The organism is Methanobrevibacter olleyae (genome assembly GCF_900114585.1).
In the GTDB taxonomy this organism is placed as follows: Archaea; Methanobacteriota; Methanobacteria; order Methanobacteriales; family Methanobacteriaceae; genus Methanobrevibacter; species Methanobrevibacter olleyae.
On record NZ_FOTL01000006.1, the window covers coordinates 62,202 to 87,816 of the forward strand.

Annotated in this window: 19 protein-coding genes; 14 read left to right on the forward strand and 5 right to left on the reverse strand. The window is 27.9% G+C overall.

Features of this window, described 5'->3' with window-relative positions; translation table 11 throughout:
• Positions 1-94: 94 nt before the first annotated feature.
• The 4 genes from BM020_RS02930 to BM020_RS02945 form a co-directional block, all read right to left on the reverse strand.
• On the reverse strand, positions 95-1,084 hold the full coding sequence (locus BM020_RS02930) for an isocitrate/isopropylmalate family dehydrogenase (protein WP_067148198.1): 990 nt from the start codon (positions 1,082-1,084) through the stop codon (positions 95-97).
• A 49-nt stretch (positions 1,085-1,133) separates the two neighbouring features.
• The gene (locus BM020_RS02935) at positions 1,134-1,616 is read right to left on the reverse strand and encodes a 3-isopropylmalate dehydratase small subunit (protein ID WP_067148194.1); all 483 of its coding nucleotides are present in this window, start codon (positions 1,614-1,616) and stop codon (positions 1,134-1,136) included.
• A 10-nt stretch (positions 1,617-1,626) separates the two neighbouring features.
• Positions 1,627-2,904 (reverse strand): homoaconitase large subunit, encoded by a 1,278-nt coding sequence (hacA, locus tag BM020_RS02940; RefSeq protein WP_067148191.1) that lies wholly within the window; start codon positions 2,902-2,904, stop codon positions 1,627-1,629.
• A 233-nt stretch (positions 2,905-3,137) separates the two neighbouring features.
• Positions 3,138-4,394, reverse strand: coding sequence for a nucleotide sugar dehydrogenase (locus BM020_RS02945; RefSeq protein WP_067148189.1), 1,257 nt, complete (start codon positions 4,392-4,394; stop codon positions 3,138-3,140).
• Between the two features lie 311 nt (positions 4,395-4,705).
• Here BM020_RS02945 and rfbD point away from each other — a divergent pair, with 311 nt between their 5' ends.
• The 13 genes from rfbD to BM020_RS03010 all read left to right on the forward strand — a co-directional run bounded on the left by rfbD (position 4,706) and on the right by BM020_RS03010 (position 23,118).
• A complete protein-coding gene (rfbD, locus tag BM020_RS02950) occupies positions 4,706-5,566 on the forward strand; it encodes a dTDP-4-dehydrorhamnose reductase (protein ID WP_067148186.1) in 861 nt (286 codons plus the stop codon).
• 116 nt (positions 5,567-5,682) lie between these two features.
• Complete coding sequence (gene rfbA / locus BM020_RS02955; protein ID WP_067148184.1) at positions 5,683-6,555, forward strand: glucose-1-phosphate thymidylyltransferase RfbA; 873 nt, start codon at positions 5,683-5,685, stop codon at positions 6,553-6,555.
• A 17-nt stretch (positions 6,556-6,572) separates the two neighbouring features.
• Positions 6,573-7,136 carry a dTDP-4-dehydrorhamnose 3,5-epimerase gene (rfbC, locus tag BM020_RS02960; protein ID WP_067148181.1) on the forward strand — a complete coding sequence of 188 codons (564 nt, stop codon included), beginning with the start codon at positions 6,573-6,575 and terminating at the stop codon, positions 7,134-7,136.
• Positions 7,137-7,260: 124 nt separating this feature from the next.
• Positions 7,261-8,268 (forward strand): dTDP-glucose 4,6-dehydratase, encoded by a 1,008-nt coding sequence (rfbB, locus tag BM020_RS02965; protein ID WP_067148178.1) that lies wholly within the window; start codon positions 7,261-7,263, stop codon positions 8,266-8,268.
• A gap of 67 nt (positions 8,269-8,335) precedes the next feature.
• Entirely contained in the window at positions 8,336-9,319 is a 984-nt protein-coding gene (locus BM020_RS02970; protein WP_067148175.1) for a glycosyltransferase family 2 protein, read from the forward strand.
• A 170-nt stretch (positions 9,320-9,489) separates the two neighbouring features.
• Positions 9,490-10,389: a glycosyltransferase family 2 protein gene (locus BM020_RS02975; protein WP_067149161.1), complete on the forward strand. Its 900-nt coding sequence runs from the start codon at positions 9,490-9,492 to the stop codon at positions 10,387-10,389.
• Between the two features lie 320 nt (positions 10,390-10,709).
• Positions 10,710-12,113, forward strand: a complete 1,404-nt coding sequence (locus BM020_RS02980) for an undecaprenyl-phosphate glucose phosphotransferase (protein WP_067148172.1) — start codon at positions 10,710-10,712, stop codon at positions 12,111-12,113.
• Between the two features lie 1,044 nt (positions 12,114-13,157).
• Positions 13,158-15,611: an OB-fold nucleic acid binding domain-containing protein gene (locus BM020_RS02985; RefSeq protein WP_082762188.1), complete on the forward strand. Its 2,454-nt coding sequence runs from the start codon at positions 13,158-13,160 to the stop codon at positions 15,609-15,611.
• Positions 15,612-15,670: 59 nt separating this feature from the next.
• Complete coding sequence (radA, locus tag BM020_RS02990; RefSeq protein WP_067148169.1) at positions 15,671-16,606, forward strand: DNA repair and recombination protein RadA; 936 nt, start codon at positions 15,671-15,673, stop codon at positions 16,604-16,606.
• Between the two features lie 247 nt (positions 16,607-16,853).
• On the forward strand, positions 16,854-17,759 hold the full coding sequence (locus BM020_RS02995; protein WP_074798119.1) for an AEC family transporter: 906 nt from the start codon (positions 16,854-16,856) through the stop codon (positions 17,757-17,759).
• A gap of 662 nt (positions 17,760-18,421) precedes the next feature.
• Entirely contained in the window at positions 18,422-20,407 is a 1,986-nt protein-coding gene (locus BM020_RS03000; protein WP_067148163.1) for a CoB--CoM heterodisulfide reductase iron-sulfur subunit A family protein, read from the forward strand.
• 540 nt (positions 20,408-20,947) lie between these two features.
• Positions 20,948-22,219: a serine hydroxymethyltransferase gene (glyA, locus tag BM020_RS03005; protein ID WP_074798121.1), complete on the forward strand. Its 1,272-nt coding sequence runs from the start codon at positions 20,948-20,950 to the stop codon at positions 22,217-22,219.
• Positions 22,220-22,422: 203 nt separating this feature from the next.
• Positions 22,423-23,118, forward strand: coding sequence for a dihydromethanopterin reductase (acceptor) (locus BM020_RS03010; RefSeq protein WP_067148157.1), 696 nt, complete (start codon positions 22,423-22,425; stop codon positions 23,116-23,118).
• Positions 23,119-23,155: 37 nt separating this feature from the next.
• Here BM020_RS03010 and BM020_RS09875 read toward each other — a convergent pair whose 3' ends face one another.
• Positions 23,156-23,623 carry a DUF192 domain-containing protein gene (locus tag BM020_RS09875; RefSeq protein ID WP_083405359.1) on the reverse strand — a complete coding sequence of 156 codons (468 nt, stop codon included), beginning with the start codon at positions 23,621-23,623 and terminating at the stop codon, positions 23,156-23,158.
• Positions 23,624-24,045: 422 nt separating this feature from the next.
• Here BM020_RS09875 and BM020_RS03020 point away from each other — a divergent pair, with 422 nt between their 5' ends.
• Entirely contained in the window at positions 24,046-25,251 is a 1,206-nt protein-coding gene (locus tag BM020_RS03020) for a methionine adenosyltransferase (protein WP_067148153.1), read from the forward strand.
• Positions 25,252-25,615: the final 364 nt, after the last annotated feature.

Consider the following 25,615-nt stretch of genomic DNA (forward strand, 5'->3'; position numbering starts at 1 on the left):
CTCTCCATTATTAATGATTGATTTAAGATTTTAGCAATAAAAAGCTCTCCACTTAATGATTACATTAGTATTTTTAATAATAAAAATGAAAAAATTAATTTAAAGCAGATATAATAGCTTCACCTACTTCTGTTGTTGTAGCAGTTCCTCCTAAATCGGGAGTAAGAACTTTTCCTTCATTTAAAACAGTTAATATAGCATTATTTAAGTTTTCTTCTGCTTCGTATTCTTCGAGATAGTTTAACATCATAGAAGCTGAAAGTATCATAGCCATTGGATTAGCTATACCTTTTCCTGCAATATCTGGTGCAGAACCATGAACTGGCTCAAATAATGCTCCATCTTCTCCAATATTTCCTGATGGAATCATTCCAAGTCCTCCAACAAGTCCTGCTCCTTCATCTGATAAAATATCTCCAAATAAATTAGTAGTAACAATAACTTCAAAGCTTTCAGGTCTTGTAATAAGGTACATTGCAGTAGCATCAACATAGAAGTCTTCTACTTCTACCTCACCTTCATAGTCTTTAGCTACTTCGTATAGTACTTCCTTGAATAAGCCATCAGTCACTTTTAAAACATTTGCTTTATGAACTCCTGTAACTTTTGATTTATTATTGTTTTTTGCAAATTGGAAAGCATAATCTATAATACGCTTGCTTGCTTTTTTAGTGATGATTCTTCTTGCAATGGCTCCTTCTTCTGTATATTCTTCTTCTTTTGCAACATATATTCCTTCGGTATTTTCTCTAACAATCATAAAGTCAAGATTATTAAATAATGCATTTGTATTTGGATAAGATTTAACAGGTCTTAAATTGGCGAATAAGTTCAATTCTTGTCTAAGTCTTACAATAACATCTGCTGCTGTTTCTCCAGCAGCTCCAAATAAACAGGCATCTGCATTTTTTGCAAGTTCAATTGTTGTATCTGGTAAAGCTTCACCATTTTCTAATAGGCATTCATCTCCTGCTTCGCCATAAGTAAAATTAAAATCAATATCCAATGATTTTAATACATTTATACATGCCTTCATAACTTCCTTTCCAATTCCATCTCCAGGAATTACAGCAATATTATACATTATTACACCATAAAACTATTAAATTTAAATAAAAAATTTTATTGTTAATTTATTCATTTCTATTTTTTAAGTAATTGATTAAACCACCAGATTCAAGAATTTCTAACATAAATGGAGGTAATTTTTTAAATTCATATTCTTTCCCACTTTCAGATATGATGATGCCTTTTTCCATATCTACTTCGATTTCTTCACCGTTTTCAATTATTTCACTTATTCCTGGTGCTTCTAAAAGCGGAACTCCTACATTTGTTGCATTTCTATAAAATATTCTTGCAAAGGATTCAGCAATTACAGCAGATATTCCACATCCTTTAATAGCTATTGGAGCATGTTCTCTAGAAGATCCACATCCAAAATTGGTTCCTCCAAGAATAAAATCTCCCTTTTTGACTTTTGATTTAAAATCAGGGTCTAAGCCTTCCATACAATGCTGGGATAATCTTTCTTCATCAGTATAAATTAAATATCTACCTGGAAGAATAATGTCTGTATCGATGTCATTTCCAAACTTCCAAACTTTTCCTTTCATATTATTCCTCCTATTTTGGTATGGCAATTTTTCCTTCAATAGCTGACTGTGCAGCTACTTTTGCTGAGGATAGGTATACTTCTCCTTCTGGACTTCCCTGTCTTCCTTTAAAGTTTCTATTAGAGGTAGAAAGACTTACCTCATCTGATCCAATAAGGCCGGTATGGCCTCCAAGACATGGCCCACAGCACGGTGCTGAAACAAGAGCACCAGCTTCAACAAATATTTTAATTAAACCTTCATCTAACCCTTTAAGGTAAACCTCTTTGGATGCTGGAATAACTAACATTCTAAGATTAGAATTGATTTGATTTCCTTTTAATATTTTTGCAGCATCTCTTAAATCTTCAATTCTGCCATTAGTGCATGAACCAATGAATACTTGGTCTATTTCAACATCACTTAATTCACTTGCTGGCTTAACATTATCAACGTTATGTGGACAAGCTATTTGTGGTTCAAGTTCACTAACATCCATATCTATAATTTCAAGACTAGTAGAATCAAGGTCAGTTTTAAGATTAGATTTTTCAATAAATGCCCTTAATCTATTTTTATTTTCACCACTTACACGGCCTTTAAGGTAATCATATGTCCTTTTATCTGGTTCTATAAGTCCAGTTTTTCCTCCCATTTCAATAGCCATATTGGATAAAACCATTCTCCCTGATACATTCATATTAGAGATAGTTTCTCCTGCAAATTCACAAGATTTGTAGGTAGCACCATCTGCTCCAACTTGACCAATTATATTTAAAATCAAATCTTTTGGGGAGGTGTTTTCTTTTAATTCACCCTTTATCTCAAATCTAATTGTTTCAGGAACTTTAAACCATAACTGTCCTGTAGATAAAACCATTGCCATATCAGTAGAACCAATTCCAGTTGCAAATGCTCCAAGGGCTCCATAGGTACATGTATGTGAGTCTGCACCTACAATTACAGTACCTGGTATTACATGGCCTTTTTCAGGTAAAACCTGATGACAAACTCCTTCTTTTACATCATAGAAGTTTTCAATATTTTGTTCTTTTACAAATTTTCTCATTAAAATATGATTATTTGCAGAATCAAGAGAGTCTGCTGGAACTTGGTGATCAAAGGGAATCACGATTTTCGATGAGTCCCATACTTTACCAGTTCCAATTTTATTAAATGATTCAACTGCAAGAGGCCCAGTTAAATCATGTATCATAGCTATATCAATATCTGCCATTACTATATCTCCAGCTTCTACTTTTCCTTTACCAGAAGCTCTAGCAAATATCTTTTCAGCAATTGTCGGCATATTTTCACCTCATTAAAAAGACTTATGATAGTTATATTAAAGTGATATTATTTAGTTAAAAATTATAATTTATTACATTACTTACTATTTTTGAATAATTTAGCTTGTTTAGTTGGATATTTTTTAATTTAATCACTTATTTAATTAATTATTAAATTTATACAAATTAGCATACCATAATTAATTAAATTAAACTAAATTTATACAAATTAGCATACCATAATTAATTAAATTTAACTAAATTTATACAAATTACCATAATTAATTAAAGTAAAATCCTCTGGAACTTCTTTAATTATGTTTTTAGTATCGAAGATAATTTTTGTTTTCATATTTTTACATAATAAATCATAATCTAGGTCTTTAAACTGATCATGATCGGTTAAGATTAAAATCAATGACGAATCTTTTATTGCTTCATCAAAGTCTAAATATTCTGAATTATCAAAGTGTGGGTCATGAATAGCAATTTCGTATCCTGCTGTTTTTAATCCAGTGATTATTTCAAATGCTGGACTTTCTCTTGCATCATCTGTATTTCCTTTATATGCTACTCCAAATACACTGATTTTTTTAGCTTCTTTATCAAGATTACTTAGAATTTTACCAGTATTTTCAATAACAAATCCAGGCATGCTATTGTTGGTATCTCTTGCTAATTTAATTATTTTTGCAACATCAGGAGCTTTTGCATAAATAAAATAAGGATCAATAGCTAAACAGTGTCCACCTACACCAGGACCAGGGCTATGAATATTTACTCTAGGGTGTTTATTAGCCATTTCAATAACATCAAGTGCATTTACCCCAATTTCAGCTCCTATTTTAGCAAGTTCATTGGCAAGTGCAATATTTACATCTCTGAATGTATTTTCCATACATTTGGATAATTCTGCAGTTTTTGCTTCAGTTTCGATTATTTCTCCTTTAACAAAGGTTCTATAAATATCTGCAGCTTTACGACTACATTCTTCTGTAATTCCACCTACGATTCTATTATTATTTACTAATTCTTCCATAATTTGGCCAGGAAGAACTCTTTCAGGGCAATGAGCAAGGAATAAATCTTTTCCAATAACGAATCCTTTTTTTTCAAATATTGGTTTTATAATTTCATCAGTAGACATTGGTGCTATTGTTGATTCAATAATAACAATATTTCCTTTCTTTAAAACATCTAAAATTGACTTACATGCAGATATTACATAAGTTAAATCACAACTTAAATCTTCTTTTAGATAAGGTGTGGGAACGGTAATAATAAATGTATCTGCCTCTTCTACTTTAGAGGATGCATGATAATGCCCTTCTTCTACAGCGTTTTTAATAGAATCAGAAATTCCAGGTTCCTCTATATGAGCTATTCCTTGATTTAATTTTTTAACAATTTCTTCATTAACATCTACACCAAGAACTTCACAACCATTTTTAGCAAATAATGCTGCAGTTGGCAATCCAATATATCCTTGTCCTACAATACAAATTTTCATAAATATCGCCCTGATTATTTGATTAATAGCTTACACGTTTTTATATATTATTTTTATTTAATATAAATATTATATAATTAAAATTAAAAAAATAATATTAGAATTTCAAATATAGTAAAGTTTAGAAATTTTTTTTTTTAAAAAATTAAAGTTTTGAAATAAGTCTCATTTATTTAAATATATTTATATTTTATAAAATAAAGAAATTGTATTATAATAATTTATTAAAACTATCATTTTGAAAATTTTTTTACTTTGAGATTTATAGTGTTTTTAAAAATTATTTCTAATAATTTTATTTGAGGAATATTATGAAAATATTGATAACTGGTGCTTATGGAATGTTAGGTTCTGATTTAAGGGAAATTCTTAAAAATCATGAATTAATTGCTACTGGATTTAAAGAGTTAGATATTACTAATGAAGAAAAAGTTATTGAGTTTATTTGTGAAAACTCTCCTGAGATAGTTATTAATGCTGCAGCATATACAGCAGTTGATGATTGTGAAACTAACTATGATGATGCATATGCAGTAAATGCAATTGGCCCTCGTAATTTAGCTATTGCTTGTAATAAAATCGATATTCCTTTGATACATATCAGTACAGATTATGTTTTTGATGGTAGTAAAAACACTCCCCTTCTTGAAGATGATGAACTAGGTCCTCAAAGTGCCTATGGTAAAACTAAACTCGAAGGTGAAAAATTTATTCAAGAAAACACTGAAAAGTACTTTATTCTTCGTACTGCTTGGTTATATGGTGTCCATGGCGGAAATTTTGTTCAAACAATGTTAAATTTAGCTAAAGAACATGATAAGATTACAGTTGTTAATGATCAAATAGGTTCTCCAACATTTTCTTATGACTTAGCTAAAGGAATTTCTAATTTGCTTAATAGTGAAAAATATGGCATTTATCATTTAACTAATGAAGGGGAATGTTCTTGGTATGAATTTGCTAAAGATATATTTGAATTATCTAAAATTGACCTAAAGCTTATACCGGTAAGTACTGAAGAATTTCCAAGACCTGCTCCAAGGCCACATTATTCGGTTTTAAGCAATGAAAAATGGATTAAAGCAGGGTTTCCTCCAATGAGAAATTACAAAGAAGCTTTAAATGAATATTTAGCTTTATTAAATTTTATGAAAGCCTTTGGTAAGATTTAATATTATGAAATAAATATTATGAAATAATTATAGAAAATTATTTTTTATATTGTGAAATGATTATATAAGGAATGATTTAATTATAAGGAATTATTTAATGACTAAGAAGTGATTATATGAAAGGAATTGTATTAGCTGGTGGTTCTGGAACTAGATTGTATCCAATTACAAAAGCTATTTCTAAACAGTTATTGCCTTTATATGATAAACCAATGATTTATTATCCAATATCTGTTTTGATGTTAGCTAACATTAAGGATATTTTAATTATTTCCACTCCCCGTGACTTACCGATGTATAAAGAGTTATTAGGGGATGGTTCTGATTTGGGAATATCTTTCTCTTATGCAGAGCAAGAAAATCCAAATGGCTTAGCTGAAGCATTCATCATTGGTGAAGACTTTATTGGTGATGAAAATGTAGCTCTTATTTTAGGAGATAATGTATTTCATGGACATAGATTTACTGAGATATTAGAAAGAGCATGTAATCTTGAAGAAGGCGCAGTTGTTTTTGGTTATTATACTCATAATCCAGAGGCATTTGGTGTTGTAGAATTTGATGATGGGTGGAATGTTTTATCAATTGAAGAAAAACCAGAAAATCCAAAATCTAACTATATAGTTCCTGGACTTTATTTCTATGATAATGATGTTATAAAAATAGCTAAAAAGGTTAAACCATCAAATAGAGGTGAACTTGAAATTACTTCTATTAATGAAGAGTATCTTAAATGTGGAAAACTTAAAGTTGAATTACTTGGTAGGGGAATGGCTTGGTTAGATACTGGAACTCATGATGGTTTACTTGAAGCAGGAAACTTTATAGAAACTGTTCAAAAAAGACAAAGCTTGTATATTGCTTGTTTAGAAGAAATAGCATATCTTAAAGGTTATATATCAAAAGAGGATGTTTTAAAATTGGCAGAATCTCTTAAAAAAACTGAATATGGCCAATATTTAATAGATTTAGCTAATAGAAAACTTTAATATTAGTGGTGTAAGAAATGGGGAAATTTAAAATTATTAAAAGTGAAATTGAAGATGTCTTCACAGTTGAACCGACAGTATTTGGTGATGAGAGGGGATATTTCATGGAAACTTATAATGAAAATGATTTTAAAGAAGAGGGTATTGATTTGACTTTTGTTCAAGACAATCAATCAAAATCATCTAAAGGGGTCCTTAGAGGACTTCATTTTCAATATACTCAACCTCAAGGTAAATTGGTCCGTGTTATTAAAGGTGAAGTATTTGATGTAGCTGTTGATTTAAGAAAAAAATCAAAAACATACGGTAAGTGGATAGGTGAAATTCTTTCTGAAGAAAATAAAAAACAGCTTTTTATTCCAAAGGGATTTGCCCATGGATTTTTAGTTTTATCTGATGAAGCTGAATTTGTATATAAATGCACTGATTTCTATAATGGGGATGATGAAGGGGGAATCATTTGGAATGACTCAGATATAGCTATTGACTGGCCTTTAGATGATATTGGCGAAGAAAATATACTTTTATCTGAAAAAGATAAGCTATTTAAATCATTTAAAGAAACTGAAACGGATTTTTAAATTTAGGTGATGTACTTAATTTAATTTAGATGATGTATTAATTAGATGGTATTTAATTAGGTGATGTATTTAAGGTAATATTTAATTTAATTTATTACTAATATTATTCAAATAAGTGATATTTATGACTAAATTATTAATAACTGGTGGAGCTGGATTTATAGGTAGTAATTTTGTAAAATATATCCTTGATAGGTATCCTAACTATGAAATTACTAATTTAGATGCTCTTACTTACTGTGGAAATCTTGAAAATTTGGAGGATATTGAAGATAATCCTAACTATACCTTTGTTAAGGGAGATATTCAAGATGGGAAATTAGTTGATGAGATTGTAAAAGATGTAGATTATATTGTTCATTTTGCTGCTGAAAGTCATGTAGACCGCAGTATAGAAGATCCTCAAATATTTATAAAAACAAACATTATTGGAACTCAGGTTTTATTAGATTCAGCAAAAAAACATAATATTAAAAAATTTCTACAGGTTTCTACAGATGAAGTTTATGGAAGCTTAGGAAGTGAAGGTTACTTTAGAGAAGAAACTCCTCTTCAAGCAAATAGTCCATATTCTGCTTCAAAAGCAGGTGCAGATTTAATGGTAAGAGCTTATGGTGAAACATTTAAGCTACCAATTAATATTACACGCTGTTCTAATAACTATGGCCCTTATCAATTTCCTGAAAAATTGATTCCTTTAATGATTTCCAATGCTTTAGAAGATAAAGAGTTACCTATTTATGGGGATGGAAAGAACATTAGAGACTGGTTACATGTTTATGACCATTGTACAGCTCTTGATCTAGTTCTTCATAAAGGAAAACTTGGAGAAGTTTATAATATCGGCGGTAATAACGAAAAACAAAATATTGAAATTGTAAAACTTATTTTAAAAGAACTTGATAAGCCAGAATCTTTAATTAAATTTGTTAAAGATAGATTAGGGCATGATAGACGTTATGCAATTGATTCTACTAAAATTACTGAAGAATTAGGCTGGAAACCTAAATATACCTTTGAAACAGGTATTATAGAAACAATTCATTGGTATTTGGAAAATCAAGATTGGATGGAAAAAGTAAAATCTGGAGAATACCAAGAGTACTATGAGAAAATCTATTCTAAAAAATAACTTAAAATGAGATTTTGCCCTTTAAAAAAGCAAAGATTCTTTAAACAATTCAATTCTTAGTGATTATATGAAAGTATCAGTAATAACTCCAAATTATAATGGTTTGAAATTCTTAAATAAATATTTTGAAACTCTATTAATTCAAGCTAGATTTATTGAAGAGATAATTATAATTGATAATGCATCTACTGATGGCAGTATTGAATTTATAGAAGAACTTATTAAAAGTCCTAACTATCCAATTAATATAAAACTCATTAAAAATGAAGCTAATTTAGGCTTTGCTGTTGCTGTTAATCAAGGAATTGAAATAGCTAAATCTGAATATATCTATTCAGTTAACAACGATGTTGAGTTAGAATGGAATGCTTTAGAAGAGATTATTAAAGCTATGGATGAATCTATCAAATTAGGTGAAAACCCATTTTCAATTCAATCAAAAATGATTCAACAGCACAATAGAAATTTAATAGATGATGCTGGAGATGAATATACTATACTTGCTTGGACAAAAAAGATAGGGGATAATCAGCCAGTAGAGAAATACAACGATAGAAAAGAAATTTTCTCCTCCTGTGCTGGTGCAACTTTGTATAGAAAATCTGTTTTATTTGAAATTGGCTTATTTGATGAAAGTTTCTTTGCCTATGTTGAAGATATAGATCTTTCTTATAGAGCTCAAATATATGGTTATAAGAATTATTTCGCTCCGAATTCAATTATTTATCATTATGGAAGTGGAACAAGCGGTAGCAGGTATAATGAATTTAAAATAAGATTATCAGCTCGAAATAATGTTTTTTTAGTTTATAAAAACTTCCCAACTATTCAAAAAATAATTAATTTCATATTTCTTTTTTTAGGATTTTTAATAAAGTATCTTTTCTTCCTAAATAAAGGCTATGGTCATATTTATTTAGATGGGCTTAAAGAGGGATTAAAAGATAGAAAAAAATTAAATAAAACTCCTTTTTTAAGAAAAAACTGGAAAAACTACTTTAAAATAGAATGGAAACTTATCAAAAATACCTTTACCTATTTAAAGAAATAATTATTATATTCATTTATAGCAATTCTGAAGTTTAATAGGGGTAAATTCTTTTCTTTAGATAAGTTTATAGCAATTTCTGAAGTTTAATAGGGGTAAATTCTTTTCTTTAGCTAAGTTTATAGCAATTTCTGAAGTTTAATATGGGTGAATTCTTTTCTTTAGGTGTAAAAATGAGAAATAATTTAGATTTGTCAATTATAGTTGTTAACTATAATACTTTTAAGTTAACAAAAGAAACTATTGATTCCTGTTTAGCTGAACCATGTCATTATAGATATGAAATACTTCTTGTAGACAATAAATCAACTGATGATAGTCTTCTTAAATTAGAAGAATACTTTAAAGATGAAATATCTCGAGGAATCATTAATCTTATTGCTAATTCTAGCAATGAAGGTTTTGCAAAAGCTAATAATTTAGCTATTGAAGAAGCTAAAGGAGAATATATTCTTCTTTTAAACTCTGATACTCTTATAAAAGAAGCTACAATTGATAGATGTATGGATTATATAACTAAAGGAACAAATGCTGATGTTGGTGCTTTAGGTTGTAAAGTTAGTTTAGCTGATGGATCTTTAGATAAAGCATGTAAGCGTAGTTTTCCAAATCCAGTTAACTCCTTTTATAAATTATTTAATATTCAGACAAATAGTGGAAAAGATAATTATAATTTAGATGATTTAGATGATGATGGTGTTTATGAAATTGATTGCCTTGTAGGAGCATTTATGCTTGTTAGAAGAACTACAATTGATGACATTGGCCTTTTAGATGATACTTTCTTTATGTATGGAGAAGATATTGATTGGTGCTATCGAATAAAGCAAGCAGGCTGGAGAATTGTTTACTTTGGCCAAGCAGAAATAATCCATTATAAAGGAGCAAGTAGTGAAGATAAAAAGACTAAAAAAAGAAATCCTAAATTGATTTATGAGTTTTATAGAGCTATGTATATTTTTTATAAAAAGCATTATACTAAAAAATATAATTTCTTTGTAAATATTGCTGTTTATATTGGAATAGCAGTTCTTTTAGTTTTTAATTTAATTAAAAATACTTTAAGGTTTTAATAATTAAAATAATGCTGTTTTTATTATTTGTAGCTCTTTTTTTAAATAGTTTAAATTTTTTACTATTTTTTACCTAATTAAACTATTTTTTCTAGCTCTTTTTTTAAATATTTTAAATTTTTACCTAATTAACTTATATTTAATAATTTTTTATATTTTTTTTATTATTGATTAGATTCAGGTTATATATATGCTATTTTTTATAAAAATAGGTAATTTTATAAATAATAGTTTTTATAATTATAATTAGTATATATAATTATTATAAGATTGTATTTTTTAAATTAAATTTTTAAATCAATTAATATAGGGTGGGTAATATGATTAAAGAAAATCAAAGAATTTTAAATGCAATACTTGTTATAATAGACATTTTTGTTATTCTATTTTCATTAGTTTTTGCTTATTTTGTAAGGTTTAAAACCACTCTATTTGGCCCATTAGGTGAATCTTTACCCTTTAGTGCCTATTTAATATTTACTGTTGTATGTATTATTCCTACATATCTTCTTCTTTACTACTTCTTTGGCTTATATAAACCCTTTAGGAATAAATCTTCTATATTCTCAGGGGCTGAAGATATTATAAAATCAGACATGATGGCTTTTATTATTTTAGTAGCTATTTTGTTTGTAATTAAGCAGCCAGATTTTTCAAGGATAATGCTATTCTTATTAAGCCTATTTGGTATGATCTTTGCAATTATTGAAAGGGCACTTGTAGTTTTAGTTTTAAGATTTATGAGAATAAATAATCATAATTTAAAACATATGCTTATTATTGGAGATAATGAACTTGCATTTAATTTTGCACATAAAATTAAATCCAAAACTTTTTTAGGATACAATATTGCCGGATTTCTAGGAAGAGAAGAACATTTAGGAAATACATTTGAAGGAATTAAATTTATTGGTACTTTTAATGATTTACCTAAGATTTTAAAAACTAATAAATTCGATAGAGTTGTTATAGCTATTCCATTAAAATATTATTATCACTTAAATGAAATTGTAGATGCCTGTGAGGAAGAGGGTATTAAAGCAGAGATTATTCCAGATTATTATGAATATTTACCGGCAAAACCTTCTGTTGATATGTTAGATGATTTACCAATTATTAATATCCGTTATGTTCCTTTAGATGATGCATTTAATAAGTTTAAAAAGATTGTATCAGATTATTTTGTTGCTATAATTGCAATTATTATTACCTCTCCAATAATGCTTATTACAGCTATTGCCATTAAAATAGAATCTCCAGGACCTATTATTTTTAAACAAGAAAGAATTGGTTATAATGGTAATCCATTTATGATGTATAAATTTAGAAGTATGAGGGTTCAAGATGAAACAGATGAAAAATCTCAATGGACAATTGAAGATGATCCAAGAAAAACAAAAGTAGGTGCATTTATTAGAAAAATGAGTATAGATGAATTACCTCAGTTTTTCAATGTTTTAAAAAGAGAGATGAGCGTTGTTGGGCCTCGTCCTGAAAGACCATTTTTCGTTGAAAAATTTAAAAAAACAATTCCAAAATATATGGTAAAACACCAAGTAAGGCCAGGTCTTACAGGTCTTGCTCAAGTTAATGGTTATAGAGGAAATACTTCAATTGAAAAACGTATTGAATATGATATTCGTTATGTAGAAAATTGGAGATTACTTTTAGATATACAAATTATGTTTAAAACGGTTTTTAAAATAAAGGATAATGCTTATTAACCAAACTTTTACGAGCCTTCGGCTCGCAAAAGTTTGATCAAAATTTTTTTAATTTTTGGGTTTAATATTATTTTTTTTTTTTTTTTAATTCTTGAGATTAGTTGCTGTTTTTAATTAGTTAATTAGTTATGATTTTTGATTTTTTGAGTTTATTTTATTTTTAGTATAATTATAGAATTATTTATAATGTTGTAATATTAGTATAATGTTGTATTTTTTAGTTTAACTTATTAAATTTAGTTTAAATTATTAAATTGATTTGTTTTTCGATTTTTATAATGAAAAAAAGCATATATTTATATATTTAGTTGTTTAATTGATAATAAAAGACTTAATTTTTAAATTAATAGTTTTTTGTTAGTATTTATAGAAATTATTAGATATTATTTAACTAATTTTATTAATTTAGAAATTCTTTTAAAAATTTTAGCAGGGATATTTAAATTTTAAAAAGCTTAAAATCTAAAGTTTTATAAATAATAATGTTTTTATAGTATAGTAAAAAATTCAGATTAAAATGAAAATTCAATATTTAAAAATATTAAAATATTATAGTTTATAAATATAATTATATAAAATTAATAATTAGATGATAATTGAATGATTTTAGTAATTTTAGTATTTTTAATAATTTTATAATATATGAAATTTTATCGTTATAAAAAGTTTTTTTACTTTTCATTTAATTATTTAAATATCTTATATGCTTAATATTTTTAAATGATTGCTTTGAAAATTAATAAATTTTTTCACTTGAAATATTAGTATTAGTTTTCAAATGCTCTGTCTTAATTATTATATATAGAAAAAATTAAATTATAATTTAACTTGAAAAAATTATAATAAAATTAATAGTCATATCTTAGTCATATCTTATTTAATAGATATTTTATTAGATAAATTATTTATTATATTTTTATTATTTTAATAGATATTTTATTAGAATAGATTATTTATTATTTTAATAGACATTTTAGATAGATTATTCTATTTTATTAAATTATTTTTACTAAATTTATAATTTAAAAAAAACGAGGGTTTGGTATGGATAAAGAATTTTTCAATGGAATGAATTTAGCTGAAGATATTAATGAAGAAGATTTCCAATACATAGTAGAAGGTTGGGAGAAAATTCAAGATCTTTTATCTAAAGATGAATTCATTAGTAAATTTAATAAAGTTAAAGAAGAATACAAAGATGCTTCTTTTTTTAGTGATAAAGACTTCATAGACATGGTGGTAAATCCATTTACTGGAGAAAAAGCAGAACCTATATCTAATTTTGATAATGAAACTCCTAAAACAATTTCTGAAGTTGAACCTGGTAATAATGGCTTCAGTATTGTTGCAAGAGTAATGAGTATTTCTAATCCAAAAATATTTACTACAAGAAAAGGAGAGGCTGGAAAACTTGCTAATATGCAAATTGCAGATAATACTGGTGAAGTAAGACTTGTTCTTTGGACAGAAAATATTAAACATCTTAAACATATTTCTGAAGGAGATATTGTAGAAATCACTGATATTGACTGTAAAGATGGATTTAGAGGAGGTAAGGAATTTTCATTACGTCCTAGATCATTACTTCGAACAATTGATGAAACAAGTGAAAACTATCCAAAGAATATTGATGCTTTCCCAGTTTATGAGGAAAATATTATTTCAATTGAAGGTATTGAGCCTGATGAGAAGGTAAGTATTATTGGAAGATTGATAAGAGTTCCAACTCCACATTCTTATGAAAGTAATGGTAAGAAAGGAAAAGTCACTTCTCTTGAGATTCAAGATAATACAGGTAAAATTTCCTATACTTTATGGAATAATGATGTTAAATTAGTTAGTAGCCTTGATTTAAAAGAAGGAGATATTGTTAAAATTCTCAATGAACAATCTAGAGAAAGAAATGGAGAAGTTTCATTATCTCACTGGGACGGTAGAATCCTTAAAGTTGAGGGAGACTTCGATATTCCAGAGTATGAAGAAAATATTATTAAAATTGGTGATGCTCAAGAGATTAAAGATGTTACTTTAATTGGTATTGTAACTAAAATCCAAGATACTATTCAATTTAATAGACAAGACGGAACAAAAGGTTTTGTAAAATCAATTGAAATTACTGATGATACCGGTTCTATAAGAGTTACTCTCTGGGGTGATGATACTAAATTGAAAGTATCTAAAGGAGATATTCTTAAGATCATTGGTGGAAATATTGAATATGACGATTATGCAAGTAGCGGATATAGAGTAAATACTAATTGGAATAGTGAATTAAAAGTAAATCCTGAAGGAAGTGAGGATTTAGCTGAAGAATTAAAGGATATTTTAGATAAATTGGGACCAATACCTATTGGTGAAATTCAAGACCATGAAGATGATGGTGAAGAAGTAGATATTATTGGCAGATTAATTACCATTAATGATAGTCATTCCTTCCAAAGAGATGATGGATCTACTGGTGTTGTTCGCTCAGGTGATATTGCTGATTCTACTGGAATGGTTAGAATTTCCTTTTGGGATGAAAAGGCAGAAGCTTCTTACGGCATAGGTAAAGCATATCAAGTTGAAAATGCTAGAACTAGATTAGGTATGTATGCTGTTGAACTTAATGCTGGTAAAACAACCAGAGTAATTGAGCTTAATGATGCTGAATCATCTGATTTACCTTCATTTGAAGAATTAGAAGAAACAGTTTATGAAACTAAGAAAATTGATGATTTAGATGAAGATGATATGAATATTAAAGTTGTTGCAAGAATATTAGAAATGGAAGATACTCGTGAATTCCCTAGACAAGATGGAACTAAAGGTTTAGTTAGAAATATGACCATTGGTGATGAGTCTGGATTTATATCTGTTACTTTATGGGATGATAAAACTAATTTACCTTATGATATTAATGAGGCAATTAAAATTCAAAATCCTCGTGTCAACTATAATGATAGAAGCAATCGCTTAGATTTGTCTATAGGTAATTCAACTAATATTTTACAACCTTCATATAAAGAATTAACAAATCTTCCAGATATTAAAGAATTACAAGATACTTTATACACTTCTAAAGATATTGCAAGCCTTGAACTAGAAGATAGAAATGTTAAAATAGAAGGTACTTTCTCTAATCCATATTCTGAAAGAATCTTAATTCCTAAATGCCCTATCTGTAATCATACCCTTGATGTTGATGAGGAAGAATGTTCTGAATGTGGAAATATAATTGATGAACCAAAATATCTTTTAATGCTTCCTGGAAAGCTTAATGATGATACTGGTGAAATTCAAATCACTTTCTTTAATGATTTAGTTGAAGAGTTAATTGGTATGGCACATGATGATATAGTTGCTCAATATGAAGAAGAAGGGGATTTCGGATTCTTAGAAACTAAAATTAATGATCTTGAAGGTAGAACTTTAGAAGTAATTGCTGATATAACTTATAATAATTATGATGAGGAAATAAGACTTAGACCTAAGAAAATTCTTAAAAATGAGTTATAAGTCCTATTCTGATATGGTATGATGAACTTTAATGAAATTTATTTAATGGGTTGATAATTATGGTAGAACTTGAAGACTTACCAAATGTTGGAGAAAAAACTGCAGAAAAATTAAGAGATGCAGGATTTGCTGATATGATGAGATTAGCTACTGCTACTGCTAAAGAATTATCTGTAAAAGCAGAAATTGGTGAAGGTGTAGCTGAAAAAGTTATTGAAGCAGCACGTAAGGCAGAAAAAATTGATTTTGAAACTGCATTTGATGTAATGGAAAGAAGACGAGATGTTGGACGTATAACTACTGGAAGTAAAGGAGTAGATGAGTTAATAGGTGGTGGAATTGAAACCCAAGCTATTACTGAAGTATTTGGTGAGTTTGGATCAGGTAAAAGTCAAATCTCCCATGAATTAGCGGTTACTGTTCAATTACCTAAGGAGAAAGGTGGTTTAGATGGTGAATGCGTATTTATTGATACAGAAAACACATTTAGGCCAGAAAGAGTTGAACAAATAGCAGATGCTTTTGGTCTTGATCGTGATGAAGTATTAAGAAAAATCCACATTGCAAGAGCTTTTAACTCTTCTCATCAAATCTTAATGGCTGAAAAGATTAATGAATTGATTCAAAGTGGATGTAATCTAAGATTAGTCATTGTTGACTCACTTATGGCACATTTCAGAGCTGAATATGTTGGAAGAGAATCTTTAGCTGTAAGACAGCAAAAATTAAACCAACACCTACATGCATTACAACAAGTAGCTAACACTTACAATGTAGCGGTTTTCCTTACTAACCAAGTTCAAGCAAGACCTGATGCTTTCTTTGGAAGCCCAACTAAAGCTATTGGAGGGCATGTTTTAGGGCACGCTTCTACTTACAGAATTTGGCTTAAAAAAGGTTTAGCAGGTAAAAGAATTGCTAGATTAGTAGACAGCCCTCACTTACCAGAAGGAGAAGCTGTATTTAAAGTTACTACTGATGGTGTTGTAGATTAACTCCCAAGCTTTTTGAGGCTTCGCCTTAAAAACCTTGATCAAAATTCTTTTTGATATTTGAGAGTAATTTATTCTTAATATTATTTTTTCTTATTTTTACTGGTTTTTTCAAAAACTATTTTAACTAATTTTTAATATTGTTTTTTCTTATTTTTGCTGATTTTTTCAAAAACTATTTTAACTAATTTTAATAAATAAAGATTTAATATTTAGAACTTATTTATTTTAAAAATATTTTGTTGATTTTATGGATTTTAGAATTATTATTGTTTCAATCATTGTAATGATTTTAATAGGAGTTTTATCTAAAAAGCTTAATCTCTTAAAAGAAGAAGATGTTGAAACTCTTAATAATTTAGTAATCAATATATCTCTACCATGTCTAATTTTCAATGCTTTGTATACTGTTGATGTTTCCTTACTTCCACGATTAAGCATTTTGACAGTTTATATATTAATCACTAGTTTAATTGTAGGTGTATTAACTTATTTGCTATTAAAATTTTTAGGATGGAACAAAAGGACAATTTGGAGTATAATAGTGGTTGTAGTTTTAGGTAATACTGGTTTTTTAGGTTATCCAATTACACAAGGAATTTATGGAAGTGCTGGTTTAATTAGAGCGGTGTTTTGTGATTGTGCTACTTCGATAACTTTTGTCATTTTAAGTTTTCTTTTAATTTTAATTTTTGATGGATCAACTAAACTAGCTATTAAAAGGATTATAACATTTCTACCCTTATGGTCAATAATTTTAGGAATTGTTTTCAATATATTTAATATTCCAATTACATCTGTAGGGTCAACTGTTGTAAATTATTTGGCAGGTTCTACCATTCCTCTTATTATGATATCTTTGGGATTATCATTAAAAATCGATGGTTTAAAAAATCACTTTAAAGAGGTAGGATTAGCATCATTTATCAAATTAATTATTTATCCTTTGATTGGTTTAGCTGTCTTGTCTTTACTTAATATAACTGAGCTTAATCATACAATTGGCTTTATAGAAGCTACTATGTCTTCAGCTATGTTAGGATTGGTTATTTCTATAATTTATAACTTAGATTCTAATTTAACTTCTGATTGCATTTTTACTTCTACTTTGTTTAGTCTAGTTACAATTCCTATATTCTTAATGCTTATGCTTTAAGGAAGGTTTAAGGATTTTTGTCTATTTTTTTATTTATTATGATTGTTATAAAATATTATTATGATTGTTATAAAATATTATCATAATTGGTATAAAAATTAATATAAAATTGCTTTTTTATGGTGTTTCAAAAAAGGTTACACTATTCTTATTTCTCTTTTGTTTCATTCATAGTTTTAAAAAAAGCTATTTCTTTATCTATAATATTCAATTTAAATCGATTATTATTATTTTATTATTTAAGTAGTAGATTTCTATTTAAACTTAGTTTAAAAACTAAAGAACTCTTATTTTTCTTCAAAAATTTTTTATTTTTTAAAGGCTTTTCCTTCTTTCTTTGAATTTTTTTTTAAAATTTCTTATTTTTTAGGCATATAAAAATCTATTTTATTTTCTGATTTTGAGGATTATTATCTCTTTATTTTTATAAAAATCTATAATGTTATCTTATTTTATCTTAATTATTCTTAATTAATATTTTTTAATTATTTGATTGATTTTAATCAATTTAAATTTTTCTCATATATATACTTTACTCCTACTTATTTATAGAAAGCTTTATATACTCAATTTTTAAAAGTTTAAATTGTATCTAATATTTTATATATAATATATTAAAATTAGATCAATGATTAATCATTTTACTTGTACAAGGTGATTTAATGGCAGAAGAAAATGTAAATGAAGAAGAAATTAGAATAGGAGTATATGTTTGCCACTGTGGTGTAAACGTTGGTGGAGTAGTAGACTGTCCTGAAGTAGCAGAATACTCAAAAACTTTACCTAATGTAGTTATTGCAAAAGATTACAAATACATGTGTTCTGACCCAGGTCAAAATCTTATTCAAGATGATATTAAAGAACATAACTTAAACAGAATCGTAGTAGCAGCATGTTCTCCAAGACTTCACGAACCTACATTCAGAAGATGTGTAGAAGAAGCTGGATTAAACAAATTTTTATTTGAATTTGCTAACTTAAGAGAACAAGACTCTTGGGTACACATGACCCAACCTGTTGAAGCAACTGCAAAAGCAAAAGACTTAACTCGTATGGCTGTTGCAAAAGCTAGATTATTAGAACCTCTTGAAGCTTCTAAAGTAGCTGTAGATAAAAAAAGTCTTGTTATCGGTGGTGGAGTAGCAGGTATTCAATCTGCATTAGACTTAGCTGATATGGGATTCAAAACCTACTTAGTAGAAAGAAACCCAACTATCGGTGGAAGAATGGGTCAATTAGACAAAACCTTCCCTACCTTAGACTGTTCCATGTGTATTCTCGCACCTAAGATGGTAGACACTTCCAAACACGAAAACATTGAATTAATTACTTACGCTGAAGTTAAAGAAGTAGATGGATACATTGGTAACTTCACTGTAAAAGTAGAGAAAAAACCAAGATATGTTAGAGAAGAGGATTGTACTGGATGTGGACAATGTCAAGAAGTTTGTCCTATCGAAATACCTAACTACTATGACGAAGGTGTCGGTATGGTAAAAGCAGCTTACATCCCATTCCCTCAAGCAGTACCTCTCTGTGCAACTATCGACAAAAACTACTGTATTGACTGTGGTCTTTGTGAAACTGTATGTGGTCCTGAATGTATCGACCGTGACATGGAACCTGAAGAAATCGAACTTCATGTTGGTACCATTATTGCAGCAACTGGTTATGATCCATATGACCCAACTGAAAAATACGAATATGGTTATGGTAGATACACTAACGTAATTACCGCAATGGAAATTGAAAGAATGATCAATGCATCAGGTCCTACTGGTGGTCATGTAATTAAACCATCTGATGGAATCGAACCTAAACGTATTGCATTCATCCACTGTGTCGGTTCAAGAGATGAACAAATCGGTAAATCCTACTGTTCAAGAGTATGTTGTATGTACTCTATGAAAAATGCTCAATTATGTATTGACCACGAACCTGACACTGAAGTAACTTGTTACTACATGGATATCCGTTCATTCGGTAAAGGATTCGAAGAGTTCTACAAAACTTCCCAAGAAAAATATGGTATTGAGTTCTTAAGAGGACGTCCTGCTGAAATCATTGAAAACGATGATTTAACATTAACTATCAGAGCAGAAGATACCTTACTTGGAAAAATAACTGAATACACCTATGACTTAGTTGTATTATCTATTGGATTAGAACCTCCTGAAGGATCTAACAAACTCAGACAAACCTTAGGTTTATCTAGAACTAGTGACGGATTCTACATGGAAGCTCACCCAAAACTCAGACCTGTTGACACTTTAACTGATGGTGTTTACATTGCTGGTGTAGCACAAGGTCCTAAAGATATTCCTGACGCAGTAGCACAAGGTTCTGCTGCAGCATCAAGAGCATCTATCCCAATGGCTAAAGGTGAAGTAGAAATCGAACCTATTACTGCTGACACTGATGCTACTGTTTGTGGTGCATGTGAAGTATGTGTAGAATTATGTCCATACGGTGCTGTAAGTATTGAAGGTGAAGACGCTGAGAAACATGCAGCAATTAATGTTGCATTATGTAAAGGATGTGGTACCTGTGTAGGTGCATGTCCATCTGGTGCTATGAACCAAAACCACTTCAAAACCGAACAAATTATGGCACAAATCTCTGCAGCTCTTGAAGACGTAGCAAAATAGATTAAGAGATTTATTCTCTTTTTCTTTTTTCTTTTTTTAATTAATTTTTAAAACGTTTTTATATTTACTAACTATTTTTTTAATTAATTTTTAAACATTCATATATTCAATATCTATTTTTTTAATTAATTTTTAAACATTCATATATTTAATATCTATTTTTTTAATTAATTTTTAAACATTCATATATTCAATATATATCTTTTTAATTAATTTTTTTAAATAAATTAAAATTTTTAAATAAGAAATTATTTTTTAAATTTATCTCTTATTTTTTTTCAAAATGATATACTATTTTAAGAAATAATATATTTAATATGTAAATTAATAAAAACTTTTATTTAATTTAAAAATTATATTCTATATTAATAAGAATTTTATAGAGATTATATTTTTTAGATTATCCTTCTGATTTTTATAAACTTTTTAATTTTTTATTTTTATTTAATTTAATTTAATTTTTATTAATATTGACTAAAATTAATAAAAATCATATTTTAAGATTTAATCATTTATTTAAGAAAATATAGGTGTTATGACATGTATCAATATGAAGAAGATGTTAATAGGTTTAATGAATTAATGAAAGTTCATAATGACTGGATGAGAGATAGTATTAACCTTATTGCAAGTGAAAACATTACAAGCAATCAAGTAAAAACTGCTATGGTATCAGATTTGTCTCACAGGTATGCTGAAGGACAAGCTTACCAGAGATTATACCAAGGTTGTACTTACATTGACCAAATAGAAGACTTAGCAAAGCAATTATCTTGTAAAGTTTATGACTGTACTTATGCGAATGTTCAACCGGTATCTGGTGTAACTGCAAACTTAGCGGCTTTCTTTGGTTTTGCTAAATCTGGAGATAAAATGATGGCTATGAATATTCCATTTGGTGGACACATAAGCCATGCAAATGTAAGTGCAGCAGGTATCAGAGGATTAAAAACTTTAGAACATCCTTTTGACCCTTCAATTATGAATATTGATATTGATGCAATGAATAAAATGATTTTAGAAGAAAAACCTAAAATTATTCTCTTTGGAGGAAGTTTATTCTTATTCCCACACCCAGTAAAAGAAGCTGTTGATGCAGCACAAGAAGTAGGAGCAACTATTATGTATGATGGTGCTCATGTACTTGGTTTAATTGCAGGTAAACAATTCCAAGATCCTTTAAAGGAAGGAGCTGAAATTTTAATGGGCAGTACTCACAAAACTTTCCCAGGTCCTCAAGGCGGGATTATCTTATCTCAAGAAGAAAACAAAGACTTGATTGATAATGCTGTTTTCCCAGGTGTGGTAAGTAACCACCACTTACACCACTTAGCTGGTTTAGGTATTGCCACTGCTGAAATGTTAGAGTTTGGTGAAGATTATGCTAAACAAACTATTAAAAACGCTAAAGCCTTAGCAGGTGCACTTGCTGAGGAGGGATTCAATGTTTTATGTGAAGATTTAGGATACACTGAATCTCACCAAGTAGCTATGGATGTTTCTGATGTAAAAAGAGCAACCCTATTAGCTAAAGAGTTAGAACAAAACAATGTAATTCTTAATAAAAACCTTATTCCAGGAGACAATGTTAATGATAGTGACAATCCATCTGGTATAAGAATTGGTACCCAAGAAATTACAAGACGTGGTATGAAAGAAAAAGAAATGGAAGAAGTAGCTAAATTTATCTGGAGAGTTGCTGAAGGTGAAAGTTTAGATATTAAAGATGAAGTTACTGAATTTATGAGCCAATACAGAACTATTCACTATGCTTTCAAAGAAGAAGAAGGTTATAAGTATATTCAATATTAGGCCAAGCAGAAGAAGGTTATAAGTATATTCAATATTAGGCCAAGCAGAAGCTTTTTGAGGATTTGCCTAAAAACCTTCCAAAATTCTTTCTAAAGCAAATCTTTTCTAATTTATTTTTAAATTAGAAATTCTTTTTTTTATTTTATTTAGATATGCAAATTTTATAAAGATTATTATAGATATTTTTCAATTGGAGTTTTAAGATGAAAATAGGATGGGCTTTTACTGGTGCAGGACATTTACTTAGAGAAAGTGTTGAAGCTATGGAAGAGTTAGCAAATGACCATGATATAACTGTTTTTTTATCACATGCAGCTGAAGAAGTTTTAAAGATGTATGGGCTTTATGATAGAGTTCTTGCTGTTACTGGTGGAAGATATAGAGAATTAGCAAGTGATTCTAATCAAAAATTCAGTTTTCCTATTACAGGTAGACTTTCACTTGGAAAGTATGATTTACTTATTGTTTCTCCTACAACTGCAAATACAGTAGCAAAAATAGTTTATGGAATATCCGATACTCTTGTAACTAATGCAGTTGCTCAAGCTGGAAAAGGAAAAGTTAGAACACTTATGGTTCCTGTAGATATTGAAGAAGAGGATATTGAAACTGTTTTGCCTTCAAAACTTGAAAAAACTAAATGTAAATCATGTGATAAGTGTGAAGCGGCTCTTGTTTGTCCAAATGCTGCAATTATTCCTCATGAAGAAATAGATTTATTAAAATGTATTGGTTGTGGAGCCTGTAAAGATATTTGTCCTTATGATGCAGTTTCTGAAGGTAAAATTATCACAATGCACATGAGGCCAATAGACATTCTAAATACTCGTAAACTAGAAAAAATGGAGGGAATCGAGATTTTTGAAAACCCATCCAAACTTTTAGAGAAACTTTTATAAAAAGTTTGATTAAAAACCTTTCTATTTTATTTTCAATTTATTTTATTTCTATTTCATCCCCTATTTTTAAATCAAAATTATCAAATTCTATTTTATCAAATTCTATTATGTATTTGGCAGGTTTTTTAGGAACATAATATCGCCATGGTTTTAAATCAGCTATTTCATAAATAATATTCTTTCTATCAATAAAAACCAATCTTATCTCAAATCTCATAAAAAAGCTATGTATGGATGATTTTTCTTTTCTATTGATTTTTTGTGGAATTTCAAACAATAAGGGATATTTTGTTGTTTTTTTAAACATTAATCCAATTAAACGCTTTTTAAAGCTATTTGCTATTTTAACTTTTGTAATAATTTTTTTAGAATTTTTTAAATATAATATTTTCAAGTTATCATTTTTTCTATAGCTTAGATTATTTTTATTCCTTTGATTATTTGCAATTTCATTGGCATTTGAATATTCCTCTTTATTTCTATTTATTTTTTTAATAAAATTCATTCATATCTTATTTTCTATTTAATTTTAATATTAATAAATATTTTCTTTTTTAAATAATTTTTTACATTTTTAAATCAATTTTACTAAATTATATTAATTTTTTATTTCATTAGAATATTATAATAATCATATAATTATTATTTTTCTAACTACTAATAATAATAAACTTTATTTATATTTAAAATAAGAAATATAAATCATAATAATTTATATTTAATATTTTGTTTCAATTTATTAAAATTAAATTAATTATTTAGAAAGATTTTGTTTCAATTTATTAAAATTAAATTAATTATTTAGAAAGATTTTGTTTAAATTTTTATCAAAGTATTTTGAAATATAAAATATTTAAGAAAATTATTTTTATAGAATAATGAATTTATAAAAACTAAAATTATTTGACTAAATCTGTGAGGGATTTTATGAGAAATATTTTTATTAAAGAATTAAATCAAACTTTTATTGAAGATCTTGATATTGAAATTGTAGAGAGAAAAGGTATTGGTCACCCAGACAGTATCAGTGATGGTATTGGTGAATCTGTAAGTGAAGCACTTTGTAAGATGTATATGGATGAATTAGGTGGGGTATTACACCACAACACTGATGAAGTTCAAATTACTGCAGGTGAATCACATCCTGTCTTCGGTGGTGGAGAAATTATTAAACCTATCGATATTCTTTTAACTGGTAGAGGAGTATCTGAATACGAAGGACACAAATTCCCTCTTGATAGAGTTGCAATTGAAGCAGCAAAAGAATTTTTAGATAAAACTGTAATTAACTTAGATGTTAATGTTGATACAATTGTACAATGTAAAATTGGACATGGTTCTGGTGATTTAGTAGATGTATTTAGTAGAGAAGGTGCACCTTCTTCTAACGACACTTCCTTTGGTGTAGGATATGCACCATTTTCTGAAGTGGAAACTATCGTAATGGAAACTGAGAAATTATTAAACTCTAAAGGATTCAAAAAGCAACATCCTGCTGTAGGTGAAGATATTAAGGTAATGGGTCTTAGAGATGGAGATAAAATTACTTTAACTATTGGCTGTGCTATGGTTTCTAAATACTTAGCTAATCGAGATGAATATATTACAGTAAGAGAGGGTTTAAAAGACATTGTAATTGACCTTGCTTTAAAATACACCAACAGAGAGGTAGAAGTATTTGTAAACACTGCTGATAGTGATGAAGCAAAAGATGAATCTGGATACTACTTAACTGTAACTGGTACTTCTGCTGAAATGGGGGATGATGGTTCTGTAGGAAGAGGAAACAGAGCTAATGGTTTGATTACTCCATGCAGACCAATGTCTATGGAAGCAACTTCTGGTAAAAACCCAATTAATCATGTAGGTAAAATTTATAATATTTTATCTAATGAAATTGCAAATGATGTTGTTGCTAATGTTGAAGGTATTAAACAAATCAACTTGATGATTTTATCTCAAATTGGTAAACCTATTGACCAACCTAAAGCAGCTTCTGCTGGTTTAATCTTAGAAGATGGTTATGATATGGAGAAAGTTACTCCACAAGTTAACAAAATCATCGATGATTGGTTAGAAAATATATCTGTAATTACTGAAAATGTAGTTCAAGGTAAAGCAAGAACATTTTAAACATTTCTAATTGAATAATAGGATGGCTAATTCTATTACTATTCATTTCCTTTAAGGAACTTTTAATTTAAAAGACTTTTTCATTTTACTTATTTTTCTTTTTGTTTTTTAAATTAATTTTATGTTTTTTAAAAAAGTAAAAATTCTTATTAGACTTTAAATAATTTTAAATTTTATAAATTCATTATTTAAATTAAATTTTTAATTATTTTAAATTATATCAATTATATTAATTCATTATTTAAATTAAATTTTTAATTATTTTAAATTATATCAATTATATTAATTCATTATTTAAATTAAATTTTTAATATATTTATTTCAAATTAAAATTAATTATTCTAAATTTAATCATTATTCAAAA

What these genes read in the sequence shown, in the direction of transcription:
- BM020_RS02930 (WP_067148198.1), bottom strand. Translation starts at nt 1,084, where the DNA reads ATGTATAATATTGCTGTAATTCCTGGAGATGGAATTGGAAAGGAAGTT.
- BM020_RS02935 (WP_067148194.1), bottom strand. Translation starts at nt 1,616, where the DNA reads ATGAAAGGAAAAGTTTGGAAGTTTGGAAATGACATCGATACAGACATT.
- hacA (WP_067148191.1), bottom strand. Translation starts at nt 2,904, where the DNA reads ATGCCGACAATTGCTGAAAAGATATTTGCTAGAGCTTCTGGTAAAGGA.
- BM020_RS02945 (WP_067148189.1), bottom strand. Translation starts at nt 4,394, where the DNA reads ATGAAAATTTGTATTGTAGGACAAGGATATATTGGATTGCCAACTGCA.
- rfbD (WP_067148186.1), top strand. Translation starts at nt 4,706, where the DNA reads ATGAAAATATTGATAACTGGTGCTTATGGAATGTTAGGTTCTGATTTA.
- rfbA (WP_067148184.1), top strand. Translation starts at nt 5,683, where the DNA reads ATGAAAGGAATTGTATTAGCTGGTGGTTCTGGAACTAGATTGTATCCA.
- rfbC (WP_067148181.1), top strand. Translation starts at nt 6,573, where the DNA reads ATGGGGAAATTTAAAATTATTAAAAGTGAAATTGAAGATGTCTTCACA.
- rfbB (WP_067148178.1), top strand. Translation starts at nt 7,261, where the DNA reads ATGACTAAATTATTAATAACTGGTGGAGCTGGATTTATAGGTAGTAAT.
- BM020_RS02970 (WP_067148175.1), top strand. Translation starts at nt 8,336, where the DNA reads ATGAAAGTATCAGTAATAACTCCAAATTATAATGGTTTGAAATTCTTA.
- BM020_RS02975 (WP_067149161.1), top strand. Translation starts at nt 9,490, where the DNA reads ATGAGAAATAATTTAGATTTGTCAATTATAGTTGTTAACTATAATACT.
- BM020_RS02980 (WP_067148172.1), top strand. Translation starts at nt 10,710, where the DNA reads ATGATTAAAGAAAATCAAAGAATTTTAAATGCAATACTTGTTATAATA.
- BM020_RS02985 (WP_082762188.1), top strand. Translation starts at nt 13,158, where the DNA reads ATGGATAAAGAATTTTTCAATGGAATGAATTTAGCTGAAGATATTAAT.
- radA (WP_067148169.1), top strand. Translation starts at nt 15,671, where the DNA reads ATGGTAGAACTTGAAGACTTACCAAATGTTGGAGAAAAAACTGCAGAA.
- BM020_RS02995 (WP_074798119.1), top strand. Translation starts at nt 16,854, where the DNA reads ATGGATTTTAGAATTATTATTGTTTCAATCATTGTAATGATTTTAATA.
- BM020_RS03000 (WP_067148163.1), top strand. Translation starts at nt 18,422, where the DNA reads ATGGCAGAAGAAAATGTAAATGAAGAAGAAATTAGAATAGGAGTATAT.
- glyA (WP_074798121.1), top strand. Translation starts at nt 20,948, where the DNA reads ATGTATCAATATGAAGAAGATGTTAATAGGTTTAATGAATTAATGAAA.
- BM020_RS03010 (WP_067148157.1), top strand. Translation starts at nt 22,423, where the DNA reads ATGAAAATAGGATGGGCTTTTACTGGTGCAGGACATTTACTTAGAGAA.
- BM020_RS09875 (WP_083405359.1), bottom strand. Translation starts at nt 23,623, where the DNA reads ATGAATTTTATTAAAAAAATAAATAGAAATAAAGAGGAATATTCAAAT.
- BM020_RS03020 (WP_067148153.1), top strand. Translation starts at nt 24,046, where the DNA reads ATGAGAAATATTTTTATTAAAGAATTAAATCAAACTTTTATTGAAGAT.